Source organism: Roseivivax lentus (assembly GCF_900156805.1).
Taxonomy (GTDB): domain Bacteria; phylum Pseudomonadota; class Alphaproteobacteria; order Rhodobacterales; family Rhodobacteraceae; genus Roseivivax; species Roseivivax lentus.
Window position 1 is genome coordinate 415,263 of the sequence record NZ_FTOQ01000002.1, and the last position, 19,040, is coordinate 434,302.

The 19,040-nt window shown below is 68.0% G+C and carries 19 protein-coding genes and 2 riboswitches; of the genes, 9 read left to right on the forward strand and 10 right to left on the reverse strand.

Annotated elements, in window-relative coordinates:
• Positions 1–52 precede the first annotated feature (52 nt).
• Positions 53–1,261, forward strand: a complete 1,209-nt coding sequence (locus tag BW990_RS05605) for a glycosyltransferase family 4 protein (RefSeq protein ID WP_076445836.1) — start codon at positions 53–55, stop codon at positions 1,259–1,261.
• Between the two features lie 339 nt (positions 1,262–1,600).
• Here the strand turns inward: BW990_RS05605 and BW990_RS05610 are convergent, their stop codons facing one another.
• Both BW990_RS05610 and thpR read right to left on the reverse strand, forming a co-directional pair.
• Entirely contained in the window at positions 1,601–1,966 is a 366-nt protein-coding gene (locus tag BW990_RS05610; RefSeq protein WP_076446367.1) for a metallopeptidase family protein, read from the reverse strand.
• 26 nt (positions 1,967–1,992) lie between these two features.
• Positions 1,993–2,523, reverse strand: coding sequence for an RNA 2',3'-cyclic phosphodiesterase (thpR, locus tag BW990_RS05615; protein WP_076445837.1), 531 nt, complete (start codon positions 2,521–2,523; stop codon positions 1,993–1,995).
• Between the two features lie 141 nt (positions 2,524–2,664).
• Here thpR and gltX point away from each other — a divergent pair, with 141 nt between their 5' ends.
• Positions 2,665–3,993: a glutamate--tRNA ligase gene (gene gltX, locus BW990_RS05620; protein ID WP_076445839.1), complete on the forward strand. Its 1,329-nt coding sequence runs from the start codon at positions 2,665–2,667 to the stop codon at positions 3,991–3,993.
• Positions 3,994–4,146: 153 nt separating this feature from the next.
• Here gltX and BW990_RS05625 read toward each other — a convergent pair whose 3' ends face one another.
• Entirely contained in the window at positions 4,147–4,713 is a 567-nt protein-coding gene (locus tag BW990_RS05625; protein ID WP_076445840.1) for a gamma-glutamylcyclotransferase family protein, read from the reverse strand.
• 99 nt (positions 4,714–4,812) lie between these two features.
• Between BW990_RS05625 and BW990_RS05630 the strand changes: the two genes are divergently transcribed.
• The 4 genes from BW990_RS05630 to gcvP all read left to right on the forward strand — a co-directional run bounded on the left by BW990_RS05630 (position 4,813) and on the right by gcvP (position 10,168).
• The gene (locus BW990_RS05630) at positions 4,813–5,283 is read left to right on the forward strand and encodes an RrF2 family transcriptional regulator (RefSeq protein ID WP_076445842.1); all 471 of its coding nucleotides are present in this window, start codon (positions 4,813–4,815) and stop codon (positions 5,281–5,283) included.
• A 6-nt stretch (positions 5,284–5,289) separates the two neighbouring features.
• Positions 5,290–5,378: riboswitch (glycine riboswitch) on the forward strand.
• Position 5,379: 1 nt separating this feature from the next.
• A riboswitch (glycine riboswitch) is annotated at positions 5,380–5,458 on the forward strand.
• Positions 5,459–5,538: 80 nt separating this feature from the next.
• Positions 5,539–6,801 carry a glycine cleavage system aminomethyltransferase GcvT gene (gene gcvT, locus BW990_RS05635; protein WP_268794325.1) on the forward strand — a complete coding sequence of 421 codons (1,263 nt, stop codon included), beginning with the start codon at positions 5,539–5,541 and terminating at the stop codon, positions 6,799–6,801.
• A gap of 26 nt (positions 6,802–6,827) precedes the next feature.
• Complete coding sequence (gene gcvH / locus BW990_RS05640) at positions 6,828–7,190, forward strand: glycine cleavage system protein GcvH (RefSeq protein WP_076445844.1); 363 nt, start codon at positions 6,828–6,830, stop codon at positions 7,188–7,190.
• Between the two features lie 128 nt (positions 7,191–7,318).
• Positions 7,319–10,168 (forward strand): aminomethyl-transferring glycine dehydrogenase, encoded by a 2,850-nt coding sequence (gene gcvP, locus BW990_RS05645; protein WP_076445846.1) that lies wholly within the window; start codon positions 7,319–7,321, stop codon positions 10,166–10,168.
• 129 nt (positions 10,169–10,297) lie between these two features.
• Here gcvP and BW990_RS05650 read toward each other — a convergent pair whose 3' ends face one another.
• The 3 genes from BW990_RS05650 to BW990_RS05660 are packed head-to-tail and all read right to left on the reverse strand — an operon-like array spanning position 10,298 to position 14,376.
• Positions 10,298–11,158 (reverse strand): inositol monophosphatase family protein, encoded by an 861-nt coding sequence (locus BW990_RS05650; protein ID WP_076445848.1) that lies wholly within the window; start codon positions 11,156–11,158, stop codon positions 10,298–10,300.
• A gap of 57 nt (positions 11,159–11,215) precedes the next feature.
• Positions 11,216–13,732, reverse strand: coding sequence for an ABC transporter permease (locus tag BW990_RS05655; RefSeq protein WP_076445850.1), 2,517 nt, complete (start codon positions 13,730–13,732; stop codon positions 11,216–11,218).
• Entirely contained in the window at positions 13,729–14,376 is a 648-nt protein-coding gene (locus BW990_RS05660; RefSeq protein WP_234990167.1) for an ABC transporter ATP-binding protein, read from the reverse strand. Before BW990_RS05660 ends, BW990_RS05655 begins: the two co-directional genes overlap by 4 nt.
• Positions 14,377–14,530: 154 nt before the next feature.
• Between BW990_RS05660 and BW990_RS05665 the strand changes: the two genes are divergently transcribed.
• The gene (locus BW990_RS05665; protein ID WP_234990168.1) at positions 14,531–15,148 is read left to right on the forward strand and encodes an arylesterase; all 618 of its coding nucleotides are present in this window, start codon (positions 14,531–14,533) and stop codon (positions 15,146–15,148) included.
• Positions 15,149–15,274: 126 nt separating this feature from the next.
• Here BW990_RS05665 and BW990_RS05670 read toward each other — a convergent pair whose 3' ends face one another.
• Positions 15,275–15,481, reverse strand: coding sequence for a cold-shock protein (locus tag BW990_RS05670; RefSeq protein ID WP_076445856.1), 207 nt, complete (start codon positions 15,479–15,481; stop codon positions 15,275–15,277).
• Between the two features lie 279 nt (positions 15,482–15,760).
• On the opposite strand from BW990_RS05670, the gene BW990_RS05675 reads away from it, so the two are divergent.
• Complete coding sequence (locus tag BW990_RS05675; RefSeq protein ID WP_076445858.1) at positions 15,761–15,988, forward strand: hypothetical protein; 228 nt, start codon at positions 15,761–15,763, stop codon at positions 15,986–15,988.
• 197 nt (positions 15,989–16,185) lie between these two features.
• On the opposite strand, the gene BW990_RS05680 is transcribed toward BW990_RS05675, so the two are convergent.
• The 3 genes from BW990_RS05680 to BW990_RS05690 all read right to left on the reverse strand — a co-directional run bounded on the left by BW990_RS05680 (position 16,186) and on the right by BW990_RS05690 (position 18,222).
• A complete protein-coding gene (locus BW990_RS05680) occupies positions 16,186–16,380 on the reverse strand; it encodes a hypothetical protein (protein ID WP_143526086.1) in 195 nt (64 codons plus the stop codon).
• A gap of 80 nt (positions 16,381–16,460) precedes the next feature.
• Positions 16,461–17,669, reverse strand: a complete 1,209-nt coding sequence (locus tag BW990_RS05685; RefSeq protein WP_234990169.1) for a geranylgeranyl reductase family protein — start codon at positions 17,667–17,669, stop codon at positions 16,461–16,463.
• Positions 17,662–18,222 carry a L,D-transpeptidase gene (locus BW990_RS05690; protein WP_076445861.1) on the reverse strand — a complete coding sequence of 187 codons (561 nt, stop codon included), beginning with the start codon at positions 18,220–18,222 and terminating at the stop codon, positions 17,662–17,664. Before BW990_RS05690 ends, BW990_RS05685 begins: the two co-directional genes overlap by 8 nt.
• Positions 18,223–18,516: 294 nt before the next feature.
• Between BW990_RS05690 and BW990_RS05695 the strand changes: the two genes are divergently transcribed.
• On the forward strand, positions 18,517–18,951 hold the full coding sequence (locus BW990_RS05695; protein ID WP_076445863.1) for an FKBP-type peptidyl-prolyl cis-trans isomerase: 435 nt from the start codon (positions 18,517–18,519) through the stop codon (positions 18,949–18,951).
• The last annotated feature ends 89 nt before the right edge of the window (positions 18,952–19,040 follow it).

Below are 19,040 nucleotides of genomic sequence, written 5' to 3' on the forward strand. Positions count from 1 at the left end.
CAGGCCGCGCATCGGCCATGATCTCGGCCCAAAGTCCGGGCAGAGACAGCACATGATCCGACCGCGCGCCCTGGGCTATTTCGTGCCCGCCTTTCCGACCCAGACCCACGCGTTCTTCTGGCGCGAGGTCGCGGCGCTGCGCGCGCAGGGCGTCGAGGTCCGGCTGTTTTCCTCGCGCAGACCCCGGCCCGAAGACTGCCCGCACGCCTTCGGCGACATCGCCCGTGCCGAGACCCGCTACGTCTTCCCGCCGCGCGCAAGCGCCGTCGCGCGCTGGGCGGCGCGGCACCCGGCGGGCATGGTCCGCGCGCTCGGTTATTTGCGCAAGGTGACCGGGGCCGGCGCCAAGGGCCGTGCAAAGGTCGCGGCGCTGCTGCCCTCGGCAGCGGATCTCTGCAGTGCCGCCGAGGCCGCGGGCGTCGATCACATCCACTTCCATTCCTGCGCCGATGCCGCGCATCTGGGCGCGCTGGCCCGGCGGATGGGCGGGCCGTCCTATTCCGTGACCGTGCACGGCAATCTCGACGTCTACGGCACGGATCACGCGGCGAAATTCGCCGATGCGTCCCTCGTCACCACCGTCACGCGGGCCCTGCGCGACGAGGTGCTGGCGGTGGCGCCGGGGCGGGACGTCCCGGTCATCACCATGGGCGTCGATACCGCGCGTTTCGCAGGCGTCCGCCCGACCCGGCCCCAAGGCGCGCCGCTGCGCTTCCTGTCGATCTCGCGGCTCGCCCCGGTCAAGGGGCACGGCTACTTCCTCGAGGCGCTGCGCCGCCTGATCGACGAGGGACAAAACGTCCAATACGTGATCGCCGGATCGGGCGAGGCCGAGCCCGCGATCCGTGCCGAGATCGCGCGGCTGTCGCTGGGCGATCACGTCGAGATGGCGGGCCCGCTGTCGCAGGATGCGGTGCGCGCGGCGCTCGGGCAATCCGACGTTTTCGTGCTGACGAGCTTCGGCCATGGCGAGGCCGCCCCGGTCGCGGTGATGGAGGCGATGGCGGCGGGCCTGCCGGTCATCTGCTCGCGGATCGGCGGCACGGCGGACATGATCGAGGACGGCGTCGACGGACTTCTGGTGCCGCAACAGGATGTGGATGCCATCGCGGACGCGGCGCGCAGGCTTTGCGCGGATGCGGCTCTGCGTGCGCTTATCCGCAAGGCCGCACAGCGTCGTGCGCAAAGCCAGTTCGACACGGCGGCGACGGCGCGCGCATTGTGGGAGGCGATCTCAGCGGCGCGGGCGAACGGAGCCTGAGCCGGTTTCAACCCGGCCCGTGGGTCTGCTGCTAAACAGCAGAGTCCTTCATCGCAAGACGCCCTTCCGCGGTCGCTCCGCCTTATGCATCTGCCCGCGGGACGGCGCAGCACCGCCGGAACCCGGGCGCTGTATCGTCGCGCTGCCGCCACGCAGAAGGACCGTCTTGCTCGCCGTGACGAAGCGCCAGCGCACCGGGGCGGGCAGGCGCAGCAGCGCGGCGGCTGCATGCAGCCTCGATGCCGCGCTCCGGGCGTTCGGAGCCGCGGTCGCTTTGGGAAACGAGACCCGCTGACAGGTGTCGCCGAGCCTCCGCGCAAGGCGCCTCAAACCCGGGCCTCACTCCCACCAGCGGTCGATCACCGCGATATCCTCGTCCGACCAGCCGAAATGATGCGCCAGCTCGTGCACCGTCACATGCGCGACCAGATCGGCGATCTCCACGTCGCCCCGGTCGCGCCATTCCGCGAGGATGGGTCTGCGGAAGAGCCACACCGTGTCGGGCCAGGGCGCGGGATCGGAAAAGCTTTTCTCCGTCATGGGGATGCCGTCATAGAGCCCGGTCAGTTCCAGCGGATCGTCGATGCCCAGATCGCGCAGCATGTCCTCGTCGGGCCACTCCTCGACGCGCAGCACGATGCCCGACGCGCCGGCGGCGAAAGGCGCGGGCAGGGCGGCGATCGTGGCCCGCGCCATCGCCTCCATGTCCGCCAAGGTGATCGCGCGCCCGGTCACGACAGGGCGAACTCCGCCAGCGGCTCGTAGACCGCGCCGTCCCGGGTCAGGATCGACTCGTAAAGCACGACTTCCCGGGCCGGGATGGCGCGGATCGCCATGGTGTTTTCCCGCGCGAGGAACCGGCCGAGCTTGGCCTCGTCCTCCAGCGTCAGCCGCGGCGGAAGCCGCGCGAAGGTCACGTGCGGGCGGAAACGGCGGCGCTCCAGCGTGATCCCCGCGCCCACCAGCCGCGATTTCACCCGCGCCTGCAGATCGGCAAGGGGGGCACCGCCCTGCGCCTCGAGCGCGAGCGCCGTGCCGAAACTCGCGATCCCCGCGAGGTCGAAGGAAAAGGCGGGCGGCGCCAGCGTCTCGAGCGCATCGGCGGCCTCGCGCAGATCGGCCTCGGGCAGGTCGCCGAGGAAGACCAGCGTCAGATGCGCATTCTCGGACGGCACGGCCCGACCGACGTCGAGCCGGTCGCCCATGGCCTCCAGGACCTCGGCATCCGATGGCGGGATGGGCAGGGCGATGAAGGCGCGCATGAAGGCTCCGGCGGGAAGGTCTGCGCGCGCAGGCTCGCCCGTCGCGGGGCCGGGTGCAAGGGGGCGATATGGACAAGTCGGGGCCTTTGTGAAAGACCGCGCGACACCGCCAGATCCACGGCCAGATCGAGGACAGATCCGATGACCATCACCCGCTTCGCCCCGTCGCCCACCGGCCATATCCACGTGGGCAACCTGCGCACCGCGCTGATGAACTGGCTCATCGCGAAGCAGGCAGGCGGCACCTTCATCCTGCGCATCGACGACACCGATCCCGAACGCTCGAAAGAGGAATACGTGGACGGGATCAAGCGCGATCTCGAATGGCTGGGCCTCGGCTGGGACCGGGTCGAACGGCAGTCCGAACGGCTGGACAAGTACCACGAGGCCGCCGACAAGCTGCGCGAGATCGGGCGCTTCTACGAGGCCTTCGAGACGCCGACCGAGCTCGACCTCAAGCGCAAGAAGCAGATGAACATGGGAAAGCCCCCGGTCTATGACCGCGCGGCGCTCAATCTCTCGGACGCCGAGAAGGACAAGCTGCGCGCCGAGCGCGGGCAGGGGCACTGGCGCTTCAAGCTCGACCAGGAGCGGATCGAGTGGGAGGACGGCATCCTCGGGCCCATCTCGATCGACGCGGCCTCGGTGTCGGACCCGGTGCTCATCAAGGCGGACGGGCAGTTCCTCTACACGCTGGCCTCGGTCGTGGATGACGTCGAATTCGGCGTGACCCATGTGGTGCGCGGCTCCGACCACGTCACCAATACCGCCACACAGATCCAGATCATGGCGGCGCTTGGCGCGGGCCACCCGGTCTTCGCGCATCACTCGCTGCTGACCGGGCCGCAGGGCGAAAGCCTGTCGAAGCGGCTGGGTACGCTGGCGCTCAAGGACCTGCGCGAGGCGGGGATCGAACCCGAGGCCCTGCTGTCGCTGATGGCGCGGCTCGGCTCCTCTCAGCCGGTGGAATTGCGCCTGACGCTCGACGAGATCGCCGAGGGGTTCGCGCTGTCGCAGTTCGGCTCCGCGCCGACGAAATTCGACGTGAACGACCTCTATCCCCTGACCGCGCGCAAGCTGCACGGCCTGCCCTACGAGGCCATGGCCGACGACATCCGGGCCCTGGGCGTGCCCGACGACAAGGCGCCGCTCTTCTGGCAGGTGGCGCGCGACAACATCACCACGCGGCACGACCTCAAGGGCTGGTGGGAGCTGTTTTCCAAGGGCGGCGATCCGAAGATCGAGCCCGAGGATGCGGAATTCGTGGCCGAGGCGATGTCGCTGCTGCCCGACCCGCCCTACGACGCCGAGACCTGGGCCACCTGGACCCAGGCGGTCAAGGAAAAGACCGGGCGCAAGGGCAAGGGGCTGTTCATGCCGCTCCGCCGCGCGGTCACGGGCATGGATCGCGGGCCCGAAATGGCCGACGTGATGCCGCTGATGCAGGTGGTGCGCGCGAAATCCATGTGAGGGCGGGGAGGCGCGGCCGAGTGGCCGTGGACCCGGCCTGAGCCAGGCACCAGCCCCCGGGTCACACCCGGGGATGGCCGCGCTCACACATCGCGCGGCATCGGCCCGGGCCCATGATCCGCGGCAATGCGGCAAGCGCCGCCCGACCCGGCCTCAGTCCCGCCCGACCTTCAGACCGCGGCCCTTTAGCTCCGCATCGATCCACGCCAGTTCGTCGCCCGACAGCGTCTGCGCCCGCGGATAGCGGGGCGAAGCGCGGTCGTCGAGGATGGGCGCGTCCCAATTCTCGGTCGTCTCGAAAAAGCGCAGCGCGCCGGCCTCGCCGAACGTGTCCAGATATCCCTGAAGCACCACGTCGAGATAGCTCAGCAGGATGGGCTTGTCGGGCCGGGGCAGGGCGCGCCGGGTCTCGGGCACCGAATAGATCGCGATGGAATGCAGCGCATCGACCGGGTGGGCGATTTCCGTCGTCGCCTCGATCCGGTCATACTCCGCCTCGCGCGCATCGAGCGCCGCCCAGTCATGTCCGGGCACCGCCGCGATCAGCCCGTCGATCTCGGCGCCCGGGGCGCGCACGGCGGTCAGGACCGCCAGCGGATGCGCCTCCACCGCGACCCAGGCACGATGCCAACCCCGCGCCGTCGCGAGGTGCGCGGGGCGGTTTCCATGGGTCCGCTGGTTCACGAGCGACCCGTAGCCAAAGAAAAAAGGTGTGGTCATTTGGACCTATTTGCGGGCATGGTGACAAAAATCAATAACCTGTCGCCCCTCAACAGGCAGGTGTGCAAGACCAATAGGCGTCGTTCGGGAGGCGGACCGATGCGCGTAACCAAGCGTACAAACATCGCGACACGAGTCTTGATGTATTGCGCGGTGCACTCGTCGCACCTCGTGACCAAGGCCCAGATCGCAAGGGCGTGCAATTCGTCCGAACACCATCTGGGACAGATCGTCAACCAGCTGGCGCAGCTGGGCTATCTGGAAACCCGGCGCGGACGGCATGGCGGGCTGAAGCTCGCGCGGACGCCCGACAAGATCCCCCTCGGGCCGCTCTTTCGCGCCTTCGAGGCGAAAGCGCCGCTCGCGGAATGCTTCGTGGCGGAGACCAATACCTGTCCGCTCGTCGATGCCTGCCGGCTGCGCAATGCGCTGACGAACGCCGCCGAGGCGTTCTATGCCGCCCTCGACGAGGTCACTCTCGACGATCTGGTGCTCGATAATGCGCCGTTGTCGAAGGTCTTCGGTCTCGACACGCCGGCACCGCTTGCACGGCCTGCAGCGCTTGAGTAAACCGAACGCGCAGCGATGGGAGAACCGGCGGAATCGCCGGTGCCGAAGGAGCAACCGCCCCGGAAACTCTCAGGCCTCAGGACCGTCGCGGCCAGACACTCTGGAGAGTGGCGGCAAGGCATGAGCCGAACCCGCCCGCCGAAGGGATAACGATCTCAGGCACCGGGACAGAGGGGGCGTTCCTGGCGGGCAGCATGTCCGCCGCTGATGGCGGTCGGGGCCAGCGCCCCGCGCCGCGTGCAACGGAGGGACGCCGTGCCAGAGCGCGACGCAAGCGATTACGATGAGTGGCAGCGCCAGGAATGCGGCTGCGGCATGGCCCACGGCCCGGATGGCGGGCATGCGCCGGGCTGCTCGGGCGCCGATGCGGTCGCGGCGGATACTGTCCCGCGCACCGAAGAGGGGCATCTGAAGACCCCGCTTTACGACCTGCATCTCGAACTCGGCGCGAAGATGGTCGAATTCGCGGGCTACGCCATGCCGGTGCAATACCCCCTCGGCGTGATGAAGGAGCATCTGCATACCCGCAATGAGGCCGGTCTTTTCGACGTGAGCCATATGGGCCAGGTGATCCTGTTGTCCCGCAAGAAGGACGCGGCCCGGGCGCTCGAGGCGCTGGTGCCGCAGGATGTGGCGGACCTGCCCGAGGGGCGGCAGCGCTACGGCTTTTTCACCAACGAGGCGGGCGGGATCGAGGACGACCTGATGATCGCCAACAAGGGCGATCATCTGTTCCTCGTGGTCAACGCCGCCTGCAAGGAGGCCGATGTCGCGCGGCTGCGCGCGGGGCTGGAGCCGGGCGTCGTGGTCAAGCACATCACCGGGCGGGCGCTGCTGGCGCTGCAGGGCCCCGCCGCCGAGACGGTGCTGGCGGACCTTGCGCCCGAGGTCGCCGAGATGCGCTTCATGGATGTGCGCGACGTGGTTGTGGACGGGGTGGAGATCTGGGTCTCCCGCTCGGGCTATACCGGCGAGGACGGGTACGAGATCTCGCTGCCCGCCGAGGCCGCGGACGCCTTCGCGCGCCGCCTTCTGGCGCATGACGCCGTTCAGCCGATCGGCCTTGGCGCGCGCGATTCGCTCAGGCTCGAGGCCGGGCTCTGCCTTTACGGTCACGACCTCGATGCCGGCACCTCGCCGGTCGAGGGGGCGCTCAGTTGGGCGATCCAGAAGGTGCGCCGCGCGGGCGGCGCGCGGGCGGGCGGCTTTCCCGGTGCCGAGCGCATCCTGCGCGAACTGGCCGAGGCCGCGCCGCGCATGCGCGTCGGCCTCACGCCCGAGGGCCGCGCCCCGATGCGCGAAGGGGTCGAGCTTTACGCCGCCGAGGACGGTGCGGCGCCGGTCGGACGCATCACCTCGGGCGGCTTCGGTCCCTCGGTCGACGGACCGGTGGCGATGGGCTACGTGCCCGCCGCGATGACCGCGCCCGGCACGGTGCTTTACGGGGACTTGCGCGGAAAGCGCCGCCCGGTCACCGTGACCGCGCTGCCCTTCGTGGCCGCGAATTTCAAACGATAGACGTCTCAGCGAAACGGAACCCCCCGATGAAATACACCGAAGAACATGAATGGCTCGACATCGACGACGAGGGCGTCGTCACCGTGGGCATCACCGCGCATGCGGCCGAGCAACTGGGCGACGTGGTCTTCGTCGAACTGCCCGATGTGCCCAAGACCGTGTCCAAGGACGACGAGGTCGTGGTGATCGAATCCGTCAAGGCGGCCTCCGACATCCTCGCCCCCATCGACGGCGAGATCATCGAGGTGAACGAGGCGCTTTCGGACGAGCCCGCCAAGGTCAACGACGACCCCGAGGGCGATGCCTGGTTCTTCCGCATGACGATCGAGGATCCCTCCGCGCTGGACGATTTCATGGATGAGGCGGCGTACAAGAAATTCATCGCCTGACGCGCCGCGACCCCGGCACCTGGCTGCCGGTGACCTGCGGCGGACAGGCGTATTTGGAAAGAGGCAAGAGCAGGGCTGTGGCGCGTCCCTCCGGCGCGCCGCGCATGCCCTTCTGGAAAGGAATGGACATGGCGTTCACCCCCACCGACTACGACCCTTATGATTTCGCCAACCGCCGCCATATCGGCCCCTCGCCCGCCGAGATGGCCGAGATGTGCGCGGCGCTGCAGGTCACCGATCTCGATGCGCTGATCGCCGAGACCGTGCCCGAGGCGATCCGCCAGGAGACGCCGCTCGATTTCGGCGCGCCGCTCTCCGAGCGCCAGCTGCTCTTCGAGATGCGCCAGATCGCCAAGAAGAACCAGGTCCTGACGACGATGATCGGGCAGGGCTATCACGGCACCGTCACGCCGCCCGCGATCCAGCGCAACATCCTCGAGAATCCGGCCTGGTACACCGCCTACACGCCTTACCAGCCCGAGATTTCGCAGGGCCGGCTCGAGGCGCTCTTGAACTACCAGACCATGGTGTCGGATCTGACCGGCCTCGAGATCGCCAACGCCTCGCTTCTGGACGAGGCCACCGCCTGCGCCGAGGCCATGACCATGGCGATGCGGGTGGCGAAGTCGAAGGCGCGCGCCTTCTTCGTCGACGAGAACTGCCACCCCCAGAACATCGCCGTGATGAAGACCCGGGCGGAGCCCCTGGGCATCGAGGTGATCGTCGGCGCACCCGAGAGCCTCGATCCGGAGGCGGTCTTCGGCGCGATCTTCCAGTATCCCGGCACCTATGGCGACTTGCAGGACTTCTCGCAGCCCATTGCCGCGCTGCATGCGGCGGGTGCGCTCGGGATTGTGTCGGCCGACCCGATGGCTTTGTGTCTTCTGAAAGAGCCGGGTGCCATGGGCGCGGATATCGCCGTCGGTTCGACCCAGCGCTTCGGCGTGCCCATGGGCTATGGCGGCCCGCACGCGGCCTATATCGCCACGAAGGACGACTACAAGCGCGCGCTGCCCGGCCGGCTCGTCGGCGTCTCGGTCGATGCCCATGGCAACCGCGCCTATCGCCTCGCGCTGCAGACCCGCGAGCAGCATATCCGCCGCGAGAAGGCAACCTCGAACGTCTGCACCGCGCAGGCGCTTCTGGCGGTGATGGCCGGTTTCTACGCGGTCTTTCATGGCCCCGAGGGCCTGAAGGCCATCGCGCAGCGCATCCACCTCAAGGCCGCGACCCTGGCCGAGGGGCTGCGCGAGGCGGGCTTCAAGGTGCTGACCGAGGAGTTCTTCGACACGGTCACGGTCGATGTGGGCCTCTTCCAGCGCGGGATCCTGTCGGCGGCGGTCAAGGAGGGCGTGAACCTGCGGCCCGTCGGCAAGACCCGCGTGGGCATCACCCTCGACGAGACGACGCGCCCGGAGAAGATCGAATCGGTCTGGCGCGCCTTCGGCATCGACCGCGGCTATGCCGAGACGGAAGCATACCGGCTGCCCGAGGCGCTTTTGCGCCAAAGCGCCTATCTGCAGCACGACGTCTTCCACATGAACCGCGCCGAGACCGAGATGATGCGCTACATGCGCCGTCTCGCGGACCGGGACCTCGCGCTCGACCGGGCGATGATCCCACTCGGCTCCTGCACGATGAAGCTCAATTCCGCGGCCGAGATGATGCCGGTCTCCTGGCCCGAGTTTTCCATGCTGCACCCCTATTGCCCGAAGGATCAGGCGGCGGGCTACACCCAGCTCATCACCGATCTGAACGCCAAGCTCTGCGAGATCACCGGCTATGACGCGATCTCGATGCAGCCCAATTCGGGCGCGCAGGGCGAATATGCGGGGCTTCTGACCATTGCCGCCTGGCACAAGGCGCAAGGGCAGGGGCATCGCAATGTCTGCCTCATCCCGGTCAATGCCCATGGCACCAACCCCGCCTCGGCGCAGATGGTGGGCTGGAAGGTCGTGTCGGTGAAATGCGACGAGAAGGGCTCCATCGATCTGGAGGATTTCCGCGCCAAGGCCGAGAAGCATTCCGCCGATCTCGCGGGCACCATGATCACCTATCCCTCGACCCACGGTGTCTTCGAGACCGAGGTGAAGGAGGTCTGCGCGATCACCCATGAACATGGCGGGCAGGTTTATATCGACGGGGCCAATATGAACGCCATGGTGGGTCTCTCGAAGCCCGGCGATCTGGGCGGTGATGTGAGCCATCTCAACCTGCACAAGACCTTCTGCATTCCCCATGGCGGCGGCGGGCCGGGCATGGGCCCCATTGGCGTGAAGGCGCATCTTGCCCCCTATCTGCCGGGCGATCCGGTCAAGGGCGGCGACGGGCCGGGGCCGGTTTCGGCGGCCCCGTTCGGGTCGCCCTCGCTGCTGCCTATCTCTTGGGCCTATATCAAGATGACCGGCGGTGCGGGGCTCACGCAGGCGACGAAAGTGGCGATCCTGAACGCCAATTACATCGCCAAGCGGCTCGTAGGGGCGTTCGACGTGCTCTATCGCGGCCATGCGGGCCGGGTCGCGCATGAATGCATCATCGACGTGCGGCCGTTCCAGAAATCGGCCGGCATCACCGTGGACGACATCGCCAAGCGGCTCATCGATTGCGGCTTCCACGCGCCGACCATGTCCTGGCCGGTGGCGGGCACGCTGATGGTGGAGCCCACCGAGAGCGAGACCAAGGCCGAGCTCGACCGCTTCTGCGACGCGATGCTGGCCATCCGCGAGGAGATCCGCGCCATCGAGGAGGGCCGGATGGATGCGGAGAACAACCCGCTGAAGCACGCGCCGCACACGATGGAGGACCTCGTGCGCGACTGGGACCGTCCCTATGCGCGCGAGCAGGGCTGCTTCCCGCCGGGCGCGTTCCGGGTGGACAAGTACTGGCCGCCGGTCAACCGCGTGGACAACGTCTACGGCGACCGGCACCTCGTCTGCACCTGCCCGCCGATGGAGGATTACGCCGAAGCGGCGGAATAGGCGCCGCGCAATCCGGCGCGGATTGCGGCCCGGTTTCCGAACGCGGAAACCGGGTGGCGCGGAGCGGAGCGCGCGCGCGGATTTCGCGTCGAAATCCGCTCCGAAATCCTTGCAGGATTTCGCCCCGGCTCAGTCGAGAAGGAAGGACCACAGATCGCGCAGCGCCATCCAGGTCTTCTGGTTGGACGCGGCAAGCAGGTAGCCCTCGCGCTGGCCTGCCCGGTATTCCGAGCCGTCGAGCATCGCCACATGCCCGCCCGCCCGCGCGGCGATCAGCGCCGCGGCGGTGTGATCCCAGGGCGTGAGCTTCGAGGCCAGCACGAAATCGACGCCGCCCTGCGCGAAGACGCGGTATTCGTGGCAGGCGCAGCGCAGGTTCAGCGCGCGCCGGAGCTTCGGGAAAGTCGCGGCCATGGCGTCCTGCTTGTCCTCGGGCAGAAGCTTCAGCCCGACGAAACCCGTCAGCTCCTCGATCGCGCCGCCCTCGGACACGCGGACGGGGCGGGGGGCGCGGCGACCCTTTACGAATTCGGCCGCGCCGTCGGCATCGGCCCAGATGCAATCGTCCATGACCGGGTCGTAATGCAGCCCGAAGACCGGCACGCCGTAACGCGCCACGGCGACGATCACGCCGAAGGTGGCGATGCCGTTGGCGTAGTTCCAGGTGCCGTCCACCGGATCGACGGTGAAGGCCAGTTCCGCGTCGGCCAGCCCGTGCTCGAGCTTGGGATGATCCGAGGCGGCCTCTTCCCCCACGATGAGCGCAAAGGGAAACATCTGCTGCAGCCCGCGCGTGATCATCGCCTCGGCGTCGCGGTCGGCCTCGGTCACGAGGTCCTGCGGCCCGGTCTTGGTGGCAATGTCGCCCGGGGCGAGGTCGCGGAAGCGCGGCAGGATCTCGGCCTTTGCGGCGCGGCGGACGAGGTTCAGCACCTGGCGCTTCTGCGCGCGGGTGAGGGTGGTGACGGTCATGGGCAGCGTGTCGGCCATCGGTCTCTCCCTTCTGGTCTCAGACAGGGCCTACGCCATGGCGCGGGCCCTGCCAAGTCACTCCCGGGCGCGCAGCACCTGCGCCGGACGCGCGGCGAGCGGCCGCCAGGCGAAGAAGAGCCCGGCCAGAAGCGTGGCCACGAGCCCGCCGAAGACGATGCCCAGGGCCGAGGGCCAGACCACCGCATAGGAGGTCTCCATCAGGAAGCGCGAGACCGCCCAGCCGCCGAGGATCCCCGCGACGATGGCGACGATGCCCGCACCGGCGCCCAGAAGCGCCGAGCGCAGGGCGAAGCTCGACAGGATGCGCCCACGCGTGGCGCCCAGGGTCTTCAGCACGGCCGCCTCGTAGGTGCGCGACTGCTCGCCCGCCGCCGCCGCGCCGATCAGCACCAGAAAGCCCGTGACCAGCGTCGCCGCGGCGCCCCAGCGCACGGCCTCGGCCACGCCGTCGAGCAGCTCCGACACCCGGTCGATGGCGTCGCGCACGCCGATGGCGGTCACGTTGGGCAGCGCCTCGGCCACTTCCCGCAACACGCGGCCCTCGTTCGCGGCGTCCGAATAGACGGTCGAGATGAAGGTATGCGGCGCGCCTTCCACCGAGGCCGGGTTCATCGTCATTACGAAGCCGATCCCGGCGGTGGAGAAATCCACCACCCGGAACGACGTGATCTCCGCGGTGATGTCGCGGCCGAGGATGTTCACCGTGATCTCGTCGCCGAGCGACAGGCCCAGTTCCAGGGCCTCTTCCTCGGCGAAGCTGATCTGCGCGGGGCCGGTGTAATCCTCGGGCCACCATTCGCCGGCCACGATGCTGGTGCGGCTGTCGGGCTGGGCGGCATAGGTGATACCCCGGTCGCCCCGGATCACCCAGTGATCGCCGGCCACTTCGGTCGCGGGCTGGCCGTTGATCTCCGAGATGACGCCGCGCAGCATCGGCGCGCTGTCGACCCGGGTTACGGAGGGGTCGTTCTCGACGATGTCGAGGAAGGTCTCCATCTGGTCCTTCTGGATGTCGACGAAGAAATAGGAGGGCGCGACCTCGGGCAGGTCGCGGTCGATGGCGGCGCGCAGATTGCCGTCGATCTGGCCGATGGCGGCCAGCACCGCAAGGCCGAGGCCCAGCGACAGCACCACCGACGACGCCTCCTCGCGCGGCCCGCTGATGGAGCCGAGCGCCCAGCGCAGCGCCGGGCGTCCCCGCGCGGGCCGGGTCGCGGATTTCGCGGCGAGCCGGATCAGGAACGCCGCCCCCACGAGGATGATGAGCGAGCCGAGGATGCCGCCCGCGGTCCAGAGCGTCAGCTGCGCATCGCCCGAAAAGGTCATCGCCACCGCCACGAGGATCAGCAGAAGCGCCGCCGTCGCCGTCAGGTAGCGGCCCGCGGGCAGGGCGCGCGCGCTGTCCAGCGCGTCGCGGAAGAGCGTCGCGGCGCGCACCTCCTCGGTGCGGGCGAGCGGCCAGAGCGTGAAGAGAAGCGCGGTCAGAACACCGTAGATCGCCGCCTCGATCAGCGGGGCGGGATGCAGCATGAAGAGCGTCGGCACCGGCAGCGCGTCCGAGATGAGCGGCGCGAACAGCATCGGCACGCCCGCGCCCAGCACGAGGCCGATGGCGATGCCCAGCAGCGCCAGAACGCCCACCTGGATGAAATAGGTCAGAAAGATCGTCTGCCGTGTGGCCCCGAGCGTGCGCAGCGTCGCAATGACGGAGGTCTTGCGCGAGAGATACGCCCGCACCGCCGCCGAGACGCCGATGCCGCCCACCGCGAGCCCCGACAGGCCGACGAGCACCAGGAAGCCGCCCAGACGGTCGACGAAGCGCGCGGTGCCGGGCGCGCCGTTGCGCGCATCGCGCCAGCGGATGCCCGCGTCGCGGTAGCGGTCCTCGGCCTCGCGCTTCACCGCGTCGAGGTTGGTCTCCTCGGGCAAGAGCATGCGGTACTCGGTCTCGAACAGGGTGCCCGGCTCCAGAAGTCCCGCACCGTCGAGCGCTTCGGTGCGCACCATGGTGCGCGGGCCCAGGTCGAAACCGCCGCCCGCATCGTCGGGCTCCGTCTCGATGATCGCCGACAGGGTGAAGGTCTTGGTGCCCAGCTTAAACGTGTCGCCGGGCGCGATGCCCAGCCGGTCGGCGAGGATCGGCGCCATCACCGCGCCATCGCCGGCCAGCGCGTCGGACAGCGGCATCGCGGGCGCCAGCACCATCTCGCCCAGAAGCGGATAGGCGTCGTCCACGGCCTTGATCTGCGTCAGCCCGCGCTCCGAGGTCTCGCCTTCGCCGACCACCGCCATGGAGCGGAAATCGACCACTTCCGATACCGCGGTCGACACGCTTTCGAGCCAGGCGCGTTCTTCTTCGGTGGCGTAGCGATAAGTGAATTGCGCCTCCGCATCGCCGCCCAGAAGCACCGCGCCCTGATCCTCGAGCCCGGCCTGGATCGCCGAGCGGACCGAGCCCACACCGGCAATGGCCGCGACGCCGAGCGCGAGGCAGGCCAGAAGGATGCGGAAGCCCTTGAGGCCGCCGCGCAGTTCGCGCCGGGCGAAGATCGCCGCCGTTTTCAGGCTCATTCCGCGGCCTCGGTCATGGCGCTGCGCTTGGCATCGGTCTTCACGCGGCCATCGGTCAGGGTGACCACCCGGTCGCAGCGATCGGCCAGCGCGGGCGCATGGGTGACCAGCACCAGCGTCGCGCCATGGCGGTCGCGCAGACCGAAGAGCATGTCCATGATCGCCTCGCCGTTGACCCCGTCGAGATTGCCCGTGGGCTCGTCGGCCAGCAGGATCTCGGGCCGGGGCGCGGCGGCGCGGGCCAGCGCCACGCGCTGCTGCTCGCCGCCCGACATCTGCGCGGGGTAGTGATCGGCGCGATGCCCGATGCCGATGGCGTCGAGTTCCGCGCGGGCCTTGTCGAAGGCGTCCCGGTCGCCGGCCAGCTCCAGCGGCGTCGCCACGTTCTCGAGCGCGGTCATCGTGGGGATCAGGTGGAAGGACTGGAACACGACGCCCATGTGGTTGCGCCGGAACTTCGCAAGCTGGTCCTCGTCCATCGCGGTCAGATCCTGACCCAGCGCCTGCACGGAGCCGCTGGTCGCGCGTTCGAGCCCGCCCACGATCATCAGCAGCGACGACTTCCCCGAGCCCGAGGGCCCGACCAGGCCCAGCGTCTCGCCCTTGCGAACGTCGACGGAGATGCCATGTAGGATCTCGACCATCCCGGCATTGCCGCTAAGGCTGAGGGTGACATCTTTGAGAGAAAGCACTGCTTCCGAAGGATTGACCATGTCGCGTAAATTCCGCTGTTCCGAAATGTTTGGATCGTTCACATATGGGGCGCGCCGGGCCCCGATCAACGCATGTGCGGCACTCATGCTGCTGTGCGGCGCCGCACAGGCCGAGACGCTGGAACTGGTGGCGCTGGGCGACTCGCTGACGCAGGGCTACGGGCTGCCGCAGGGCGAGGGCTTCGTGCCGACCTTGCAGGGCTGGCTCGACGATCAGGGCCGCGACGTGCAGGTGGTCAATGCCGGCGTTTCGGGCGACACGACCGCGGGCGGGCTCTCCCGCGTCGAATGGTCACTGTCGGACGAAACCGATGCGATGATCGTGGCGCTTGGCGGCAACGACCTGCTGCGCGGCATTTCGCCCGAGACCGCGCGGGCCAATCTCGACGGTATCCTCGACGTGGCCGAAGACCGCGGCCTGCCGGTCCTTCTCGTGGGGATGATCGCGCCGTCGAATTACGGGCCGGATTACAAGGCGGCCTTCGACGCGCTTTACGTCGAATTGTCGGAGAAATACGGCACGTTGTTCTATCCGGAGTTTTTCGCCGGGCTGCGTGACGCCGAGGGCGACACGCCCAGCGACATGGCCCGCTTCATGCAGCCCGACGGCATCCATCCCAGCGCCGATGGGGTCGAACGGATCGTGCAGGATATGGGCCCGTCCGTAGCCGAGCTGCTGGACCGGGCCGCCCGCGACGAGTGAGGCTGCCAGACCCGGCCTTGCGGCAGCAGATGCCGCACGGAAATCAGGCGCCCGTTGACCGGACGCCCTGCCATTGTCTGCGTTGGATGCGGGGCGCGCGGGCCCTGCGCTCAGGTCAGGTCCGGATCAGGCCAACTCAAGGTCCACCGCTGATTCGCGGCCGTCACGGCCGGTCTGCAGCTCGAACTTGACCTTCTGGTTGTCGGCGAGGCCGGTCAGGCCCGACCGTTCTACCGCCGAGATATGGACGAAAATGTCCTTCCCGCCGTTATCGGGTGCAATGAACCCGTAGCCTTTCGTGGTGTTGAACCATTTGACGGTGCCGGTGGCCATAGTCTCTCTCTCTTCACTCTGGGGCTGCCCGCAGGATTGCGGCAGATCGGCATGGTCGTTGACATCGTTTGACTGTGCCTTGGTCGAAGGAGCAGGCCTGATATCGTAACGTAGCGTTAAGATGCTGAACGATTCTGGGGGATCTGCGCAAGAAAAATTCTCATGACGCCGGCGCCATTTCGACAGGGGCGCATCGCGCGAAAATGTCTCTTGTCTTGCCGGGCGCGCGGGCCATGTCACGGCTGCGGAACAACCGAGACACGGACAGGAGCAGAGACAATGACGCGATCCGAGATGCTTGAGCGCTACGAGGCGAGCAAGGCCCAACTCGAGCGGAGTAAGCAGATCGAGGCCGGTCAGGCATCGGCGCTGACCTATGCGGCATTCGCCACCAAGACCGCCTTCGACGAGAACACGCTGTTTCAGAAGGCGGCGCATGCGGCCAAGTTGTTCAACATCGCGGCAATCGGGATCGTCCCGATCCTGCTGATCTTCTACCTCAGCTGATTTCCGCCGATGGCGGACAAGACAGGAACCCCGGCCGTCCGATTGGTGCCCGGGGTCTTTCTTGCGGGATTGCGGGTGCGGGGATGTTGCGGGCGCACGTTGTCATGCGACAGGCGCGTGTGCCGGCCGTTTGAGCTGCATATTTTCAGGTGAAGTGCGCAGAATCTAATTTGGATTTTGCGAAAATCCGCCTGCGCTCAGCTGGCGCGGGTCGGCTCAAGCGCCGGCTCGGGGCTGCGCCCCATCTGCGCGATCAGCGCCAGTGCCATGCCGCCGAACGCGATGCCGAGATAGAGCGCGAGGGCCGCGCCGATGCCCATCTCGAGGCCGAAAAACCCGAACAGGGCGGCAATGCCGCCGAAAAAGCTGCTGCCGATCAGTGCCAGGATCATCATCTGAATCGCCCTTTCCGGTGTCTCGTGCTGCAGGCTCGCGCCTTGCCCGGCCAGTAATGGTACGAAATCGGGCCAAATCAGGGCAGGCGTGGGGCGATCTCTTGCCCTGCGCTGCGTGACACCGTGATCGCACGCCATAGGTGACGCGGCAAGCGGGCAATCAACTTACGGGAGATATCGGCATATTCTGTCTCACCGGCCAGCATCCGCAGGTAATCGTGCTTCAGCGTCTCGGACCGCCGGAAGCTCGCGATGAAGCCGTCGCGCAGGCGCGGCTGGAACAGCAGCGGGCGGATCATCCGCGCATGGCGCATTGCGCGATAGGTGGGGCGCAGCGCGGTCCGGTAATGCCCGAGCGCGCGGTCCGGCGCGCCCTCCGCAAGGGCCGCCATCGTGGCCTCCGCCGCGAGCCGACCTGAGATCAGCGCATAGGCAAGGCCCTCGCCGGTGATCGGATCGACCAGCCCGGCAGCATCGCCCGCAAGCAGGACGCAATCCTGCCCGGGCACGGCGCGCGGCGCGCCGAAGGGCAGGTATTGCCCCCTGATGCGGGGCGCCTCGCCACACCCCAGCCCCGCGAGATAGGCCGCCATCTTCGCCTTCATGTCGGGATTGCGCGCATGCACGCCGCCGACGCCGATTGTGGTGCCGCAGGTCTTGGGAAAGACCCAGCCATAGCCCCAATCGGCGGCGCCGAAATCGATCCGCACGACCGGGTCCGCCTCCTCTTCCGTGCCGGGCGGGAATTCCGCCTCCAGCGCGAAGCCGATCTTGCCGGGATCGAAGGGCCGCCCGTAAAGGGCGCGCGCCACCGCGCTCGAGACGCCGTCCGCGCCGATCATCACCGCCGCCGACAACCGCGTGCCGCCGACGCTGACCGCAGGCGCGGCCACGTCGATATCCCGCGGAAGGGTGCCGGTGAAGGGCACGGCGCCCGCGCCGACCGCGGCCTCGAACAGCGCCGCGTCGAGCGTTTCGCGCATGGTCATGTAAAGCGGCGGCACGCCGTCATAGCGCCCGATTTCGCGCCCGAACGCCCCGAAGGAGACGGAGGTCGCGGTCAGATAGGGGGCGGCGGGCGCGTCCTGCCCGAAAGCGGCGCGGAAGGCCGACATGGCCCGCCCGGTGAAGCCGCCACCGCAGAGCTTGGGACGCGGGAAGTCCGCCTTGTCCACCAGCGCCACCGACAGACCCGCACGCGCGGCGCGGGCCGCGGCGGCGCTGCCCGCCGGGCCCGCGCCCAGGACGATCAGGTCGAAGCGCCGTGCGGCGCCCGGATCAGGCAACGGTGACCTTGGTTCCCGTCGGCACGCGGTTGTAGAGATCGATGACATGATCGTTGATCATCCGGATGCAGCCATTGGACACCGACCGCCCGATGGAGGATGGCTGCGTCGTGCCGTGGATACGGTAGAACGTGTCGCGCCCGTTCTGGAAAAGGTAAAGCGCGCGCGCTCCCAACGGGTTCCCCGGCCCGCCGGGCTGGACGTATTCGTTGTCCTTGAACTTGGCATAGGTGTCGGGTTCGCGTTCGATCATCTCGTTGGTCGGGCGCCAGGTGGGCCATTCCTTCTTCACCTGGATCACGGCCTCGCCGGAGAATTCGAGCCCGGCCTTGCCGACGCCCACCCCGTAGCGGCGCGCCTGGCCCGGGGCCTCGACGAAATAGAGGAAATGCGCGCGCGGCAGCACGATGATCTGTTGCGGCGCGAGCGTGTCTTTCACCCGCACCGTTTGCGGCGTGTAGATCGGGTCGAGGCGGAACCCCTGTGCCCGGGCAATGGCGGGCGTGGCGAGCGTCGCCGCGGAGGCGGCGAGAAATGTACGACGAGAAAACATGGCAGACCTTTCGAAACGAGCAGAATCGCAATTGTTCGGGCGCACGCGAGTCGCGCAAGCGCTGACGGACCCGTGAGCGCGCTGTGATGACCGGCGGGACACAGTGCCGTTGCGCCGGGTTTGGCCTCAAATGATGGCAAACGGGCGATTTTTGAAGAGGTTTCGCGCAAATTTACGCAAAAAGGCCCATCCCTTTGCAATTTCACCCCGGAATGCGTACATAGCGGCAGAGCAACGAGCACCCGCGCGCGACGCGGCCTCGCATCAACCCATCCCAGACAGATTGGATATTTCATGACCGAGGTGAAAACCGGCGACACAGTGGCGATTCATTATACCGGCACGCTGAACGATGGCTCGACCTTCGATTCGAGCGACGGGCGCGATCCGCTCGAATTCACGGTCGGCTCCGGCCAGATCATTCCCGGCCTCGACAAGGCGCTGCCGGGCATGAGCGTCGGCGACAAGAAAACCGTCGAGATCCCCGCGGACGAGGCCTACGGCCAGCGTCAGGACGAAGCCATGCAGACCGTCCCGCGCGAGCAAATCCCGGCGGATATCCCGCTCGAGGTCGGCACGCAGCTGCAGGTGCAGACCCCGACGGGCCAGGTGATGCCGGTCATGGTCGCCGAGGTGACCGAGGCCGAAGTGACGCTCGACGCCAACCATCCGCTCGCGGGCAAGGACCTGAACTTTGCCATCGAACTCGTGGACATCAAGGCGGCGTAAGCGACGCCTGACCGACGCGAAGAGGCCGGGCCAGGTGCCCGGCCTTTTTCGTTTCGGGATGGGGAATAGTGGGTTTTCACCCACCCTAC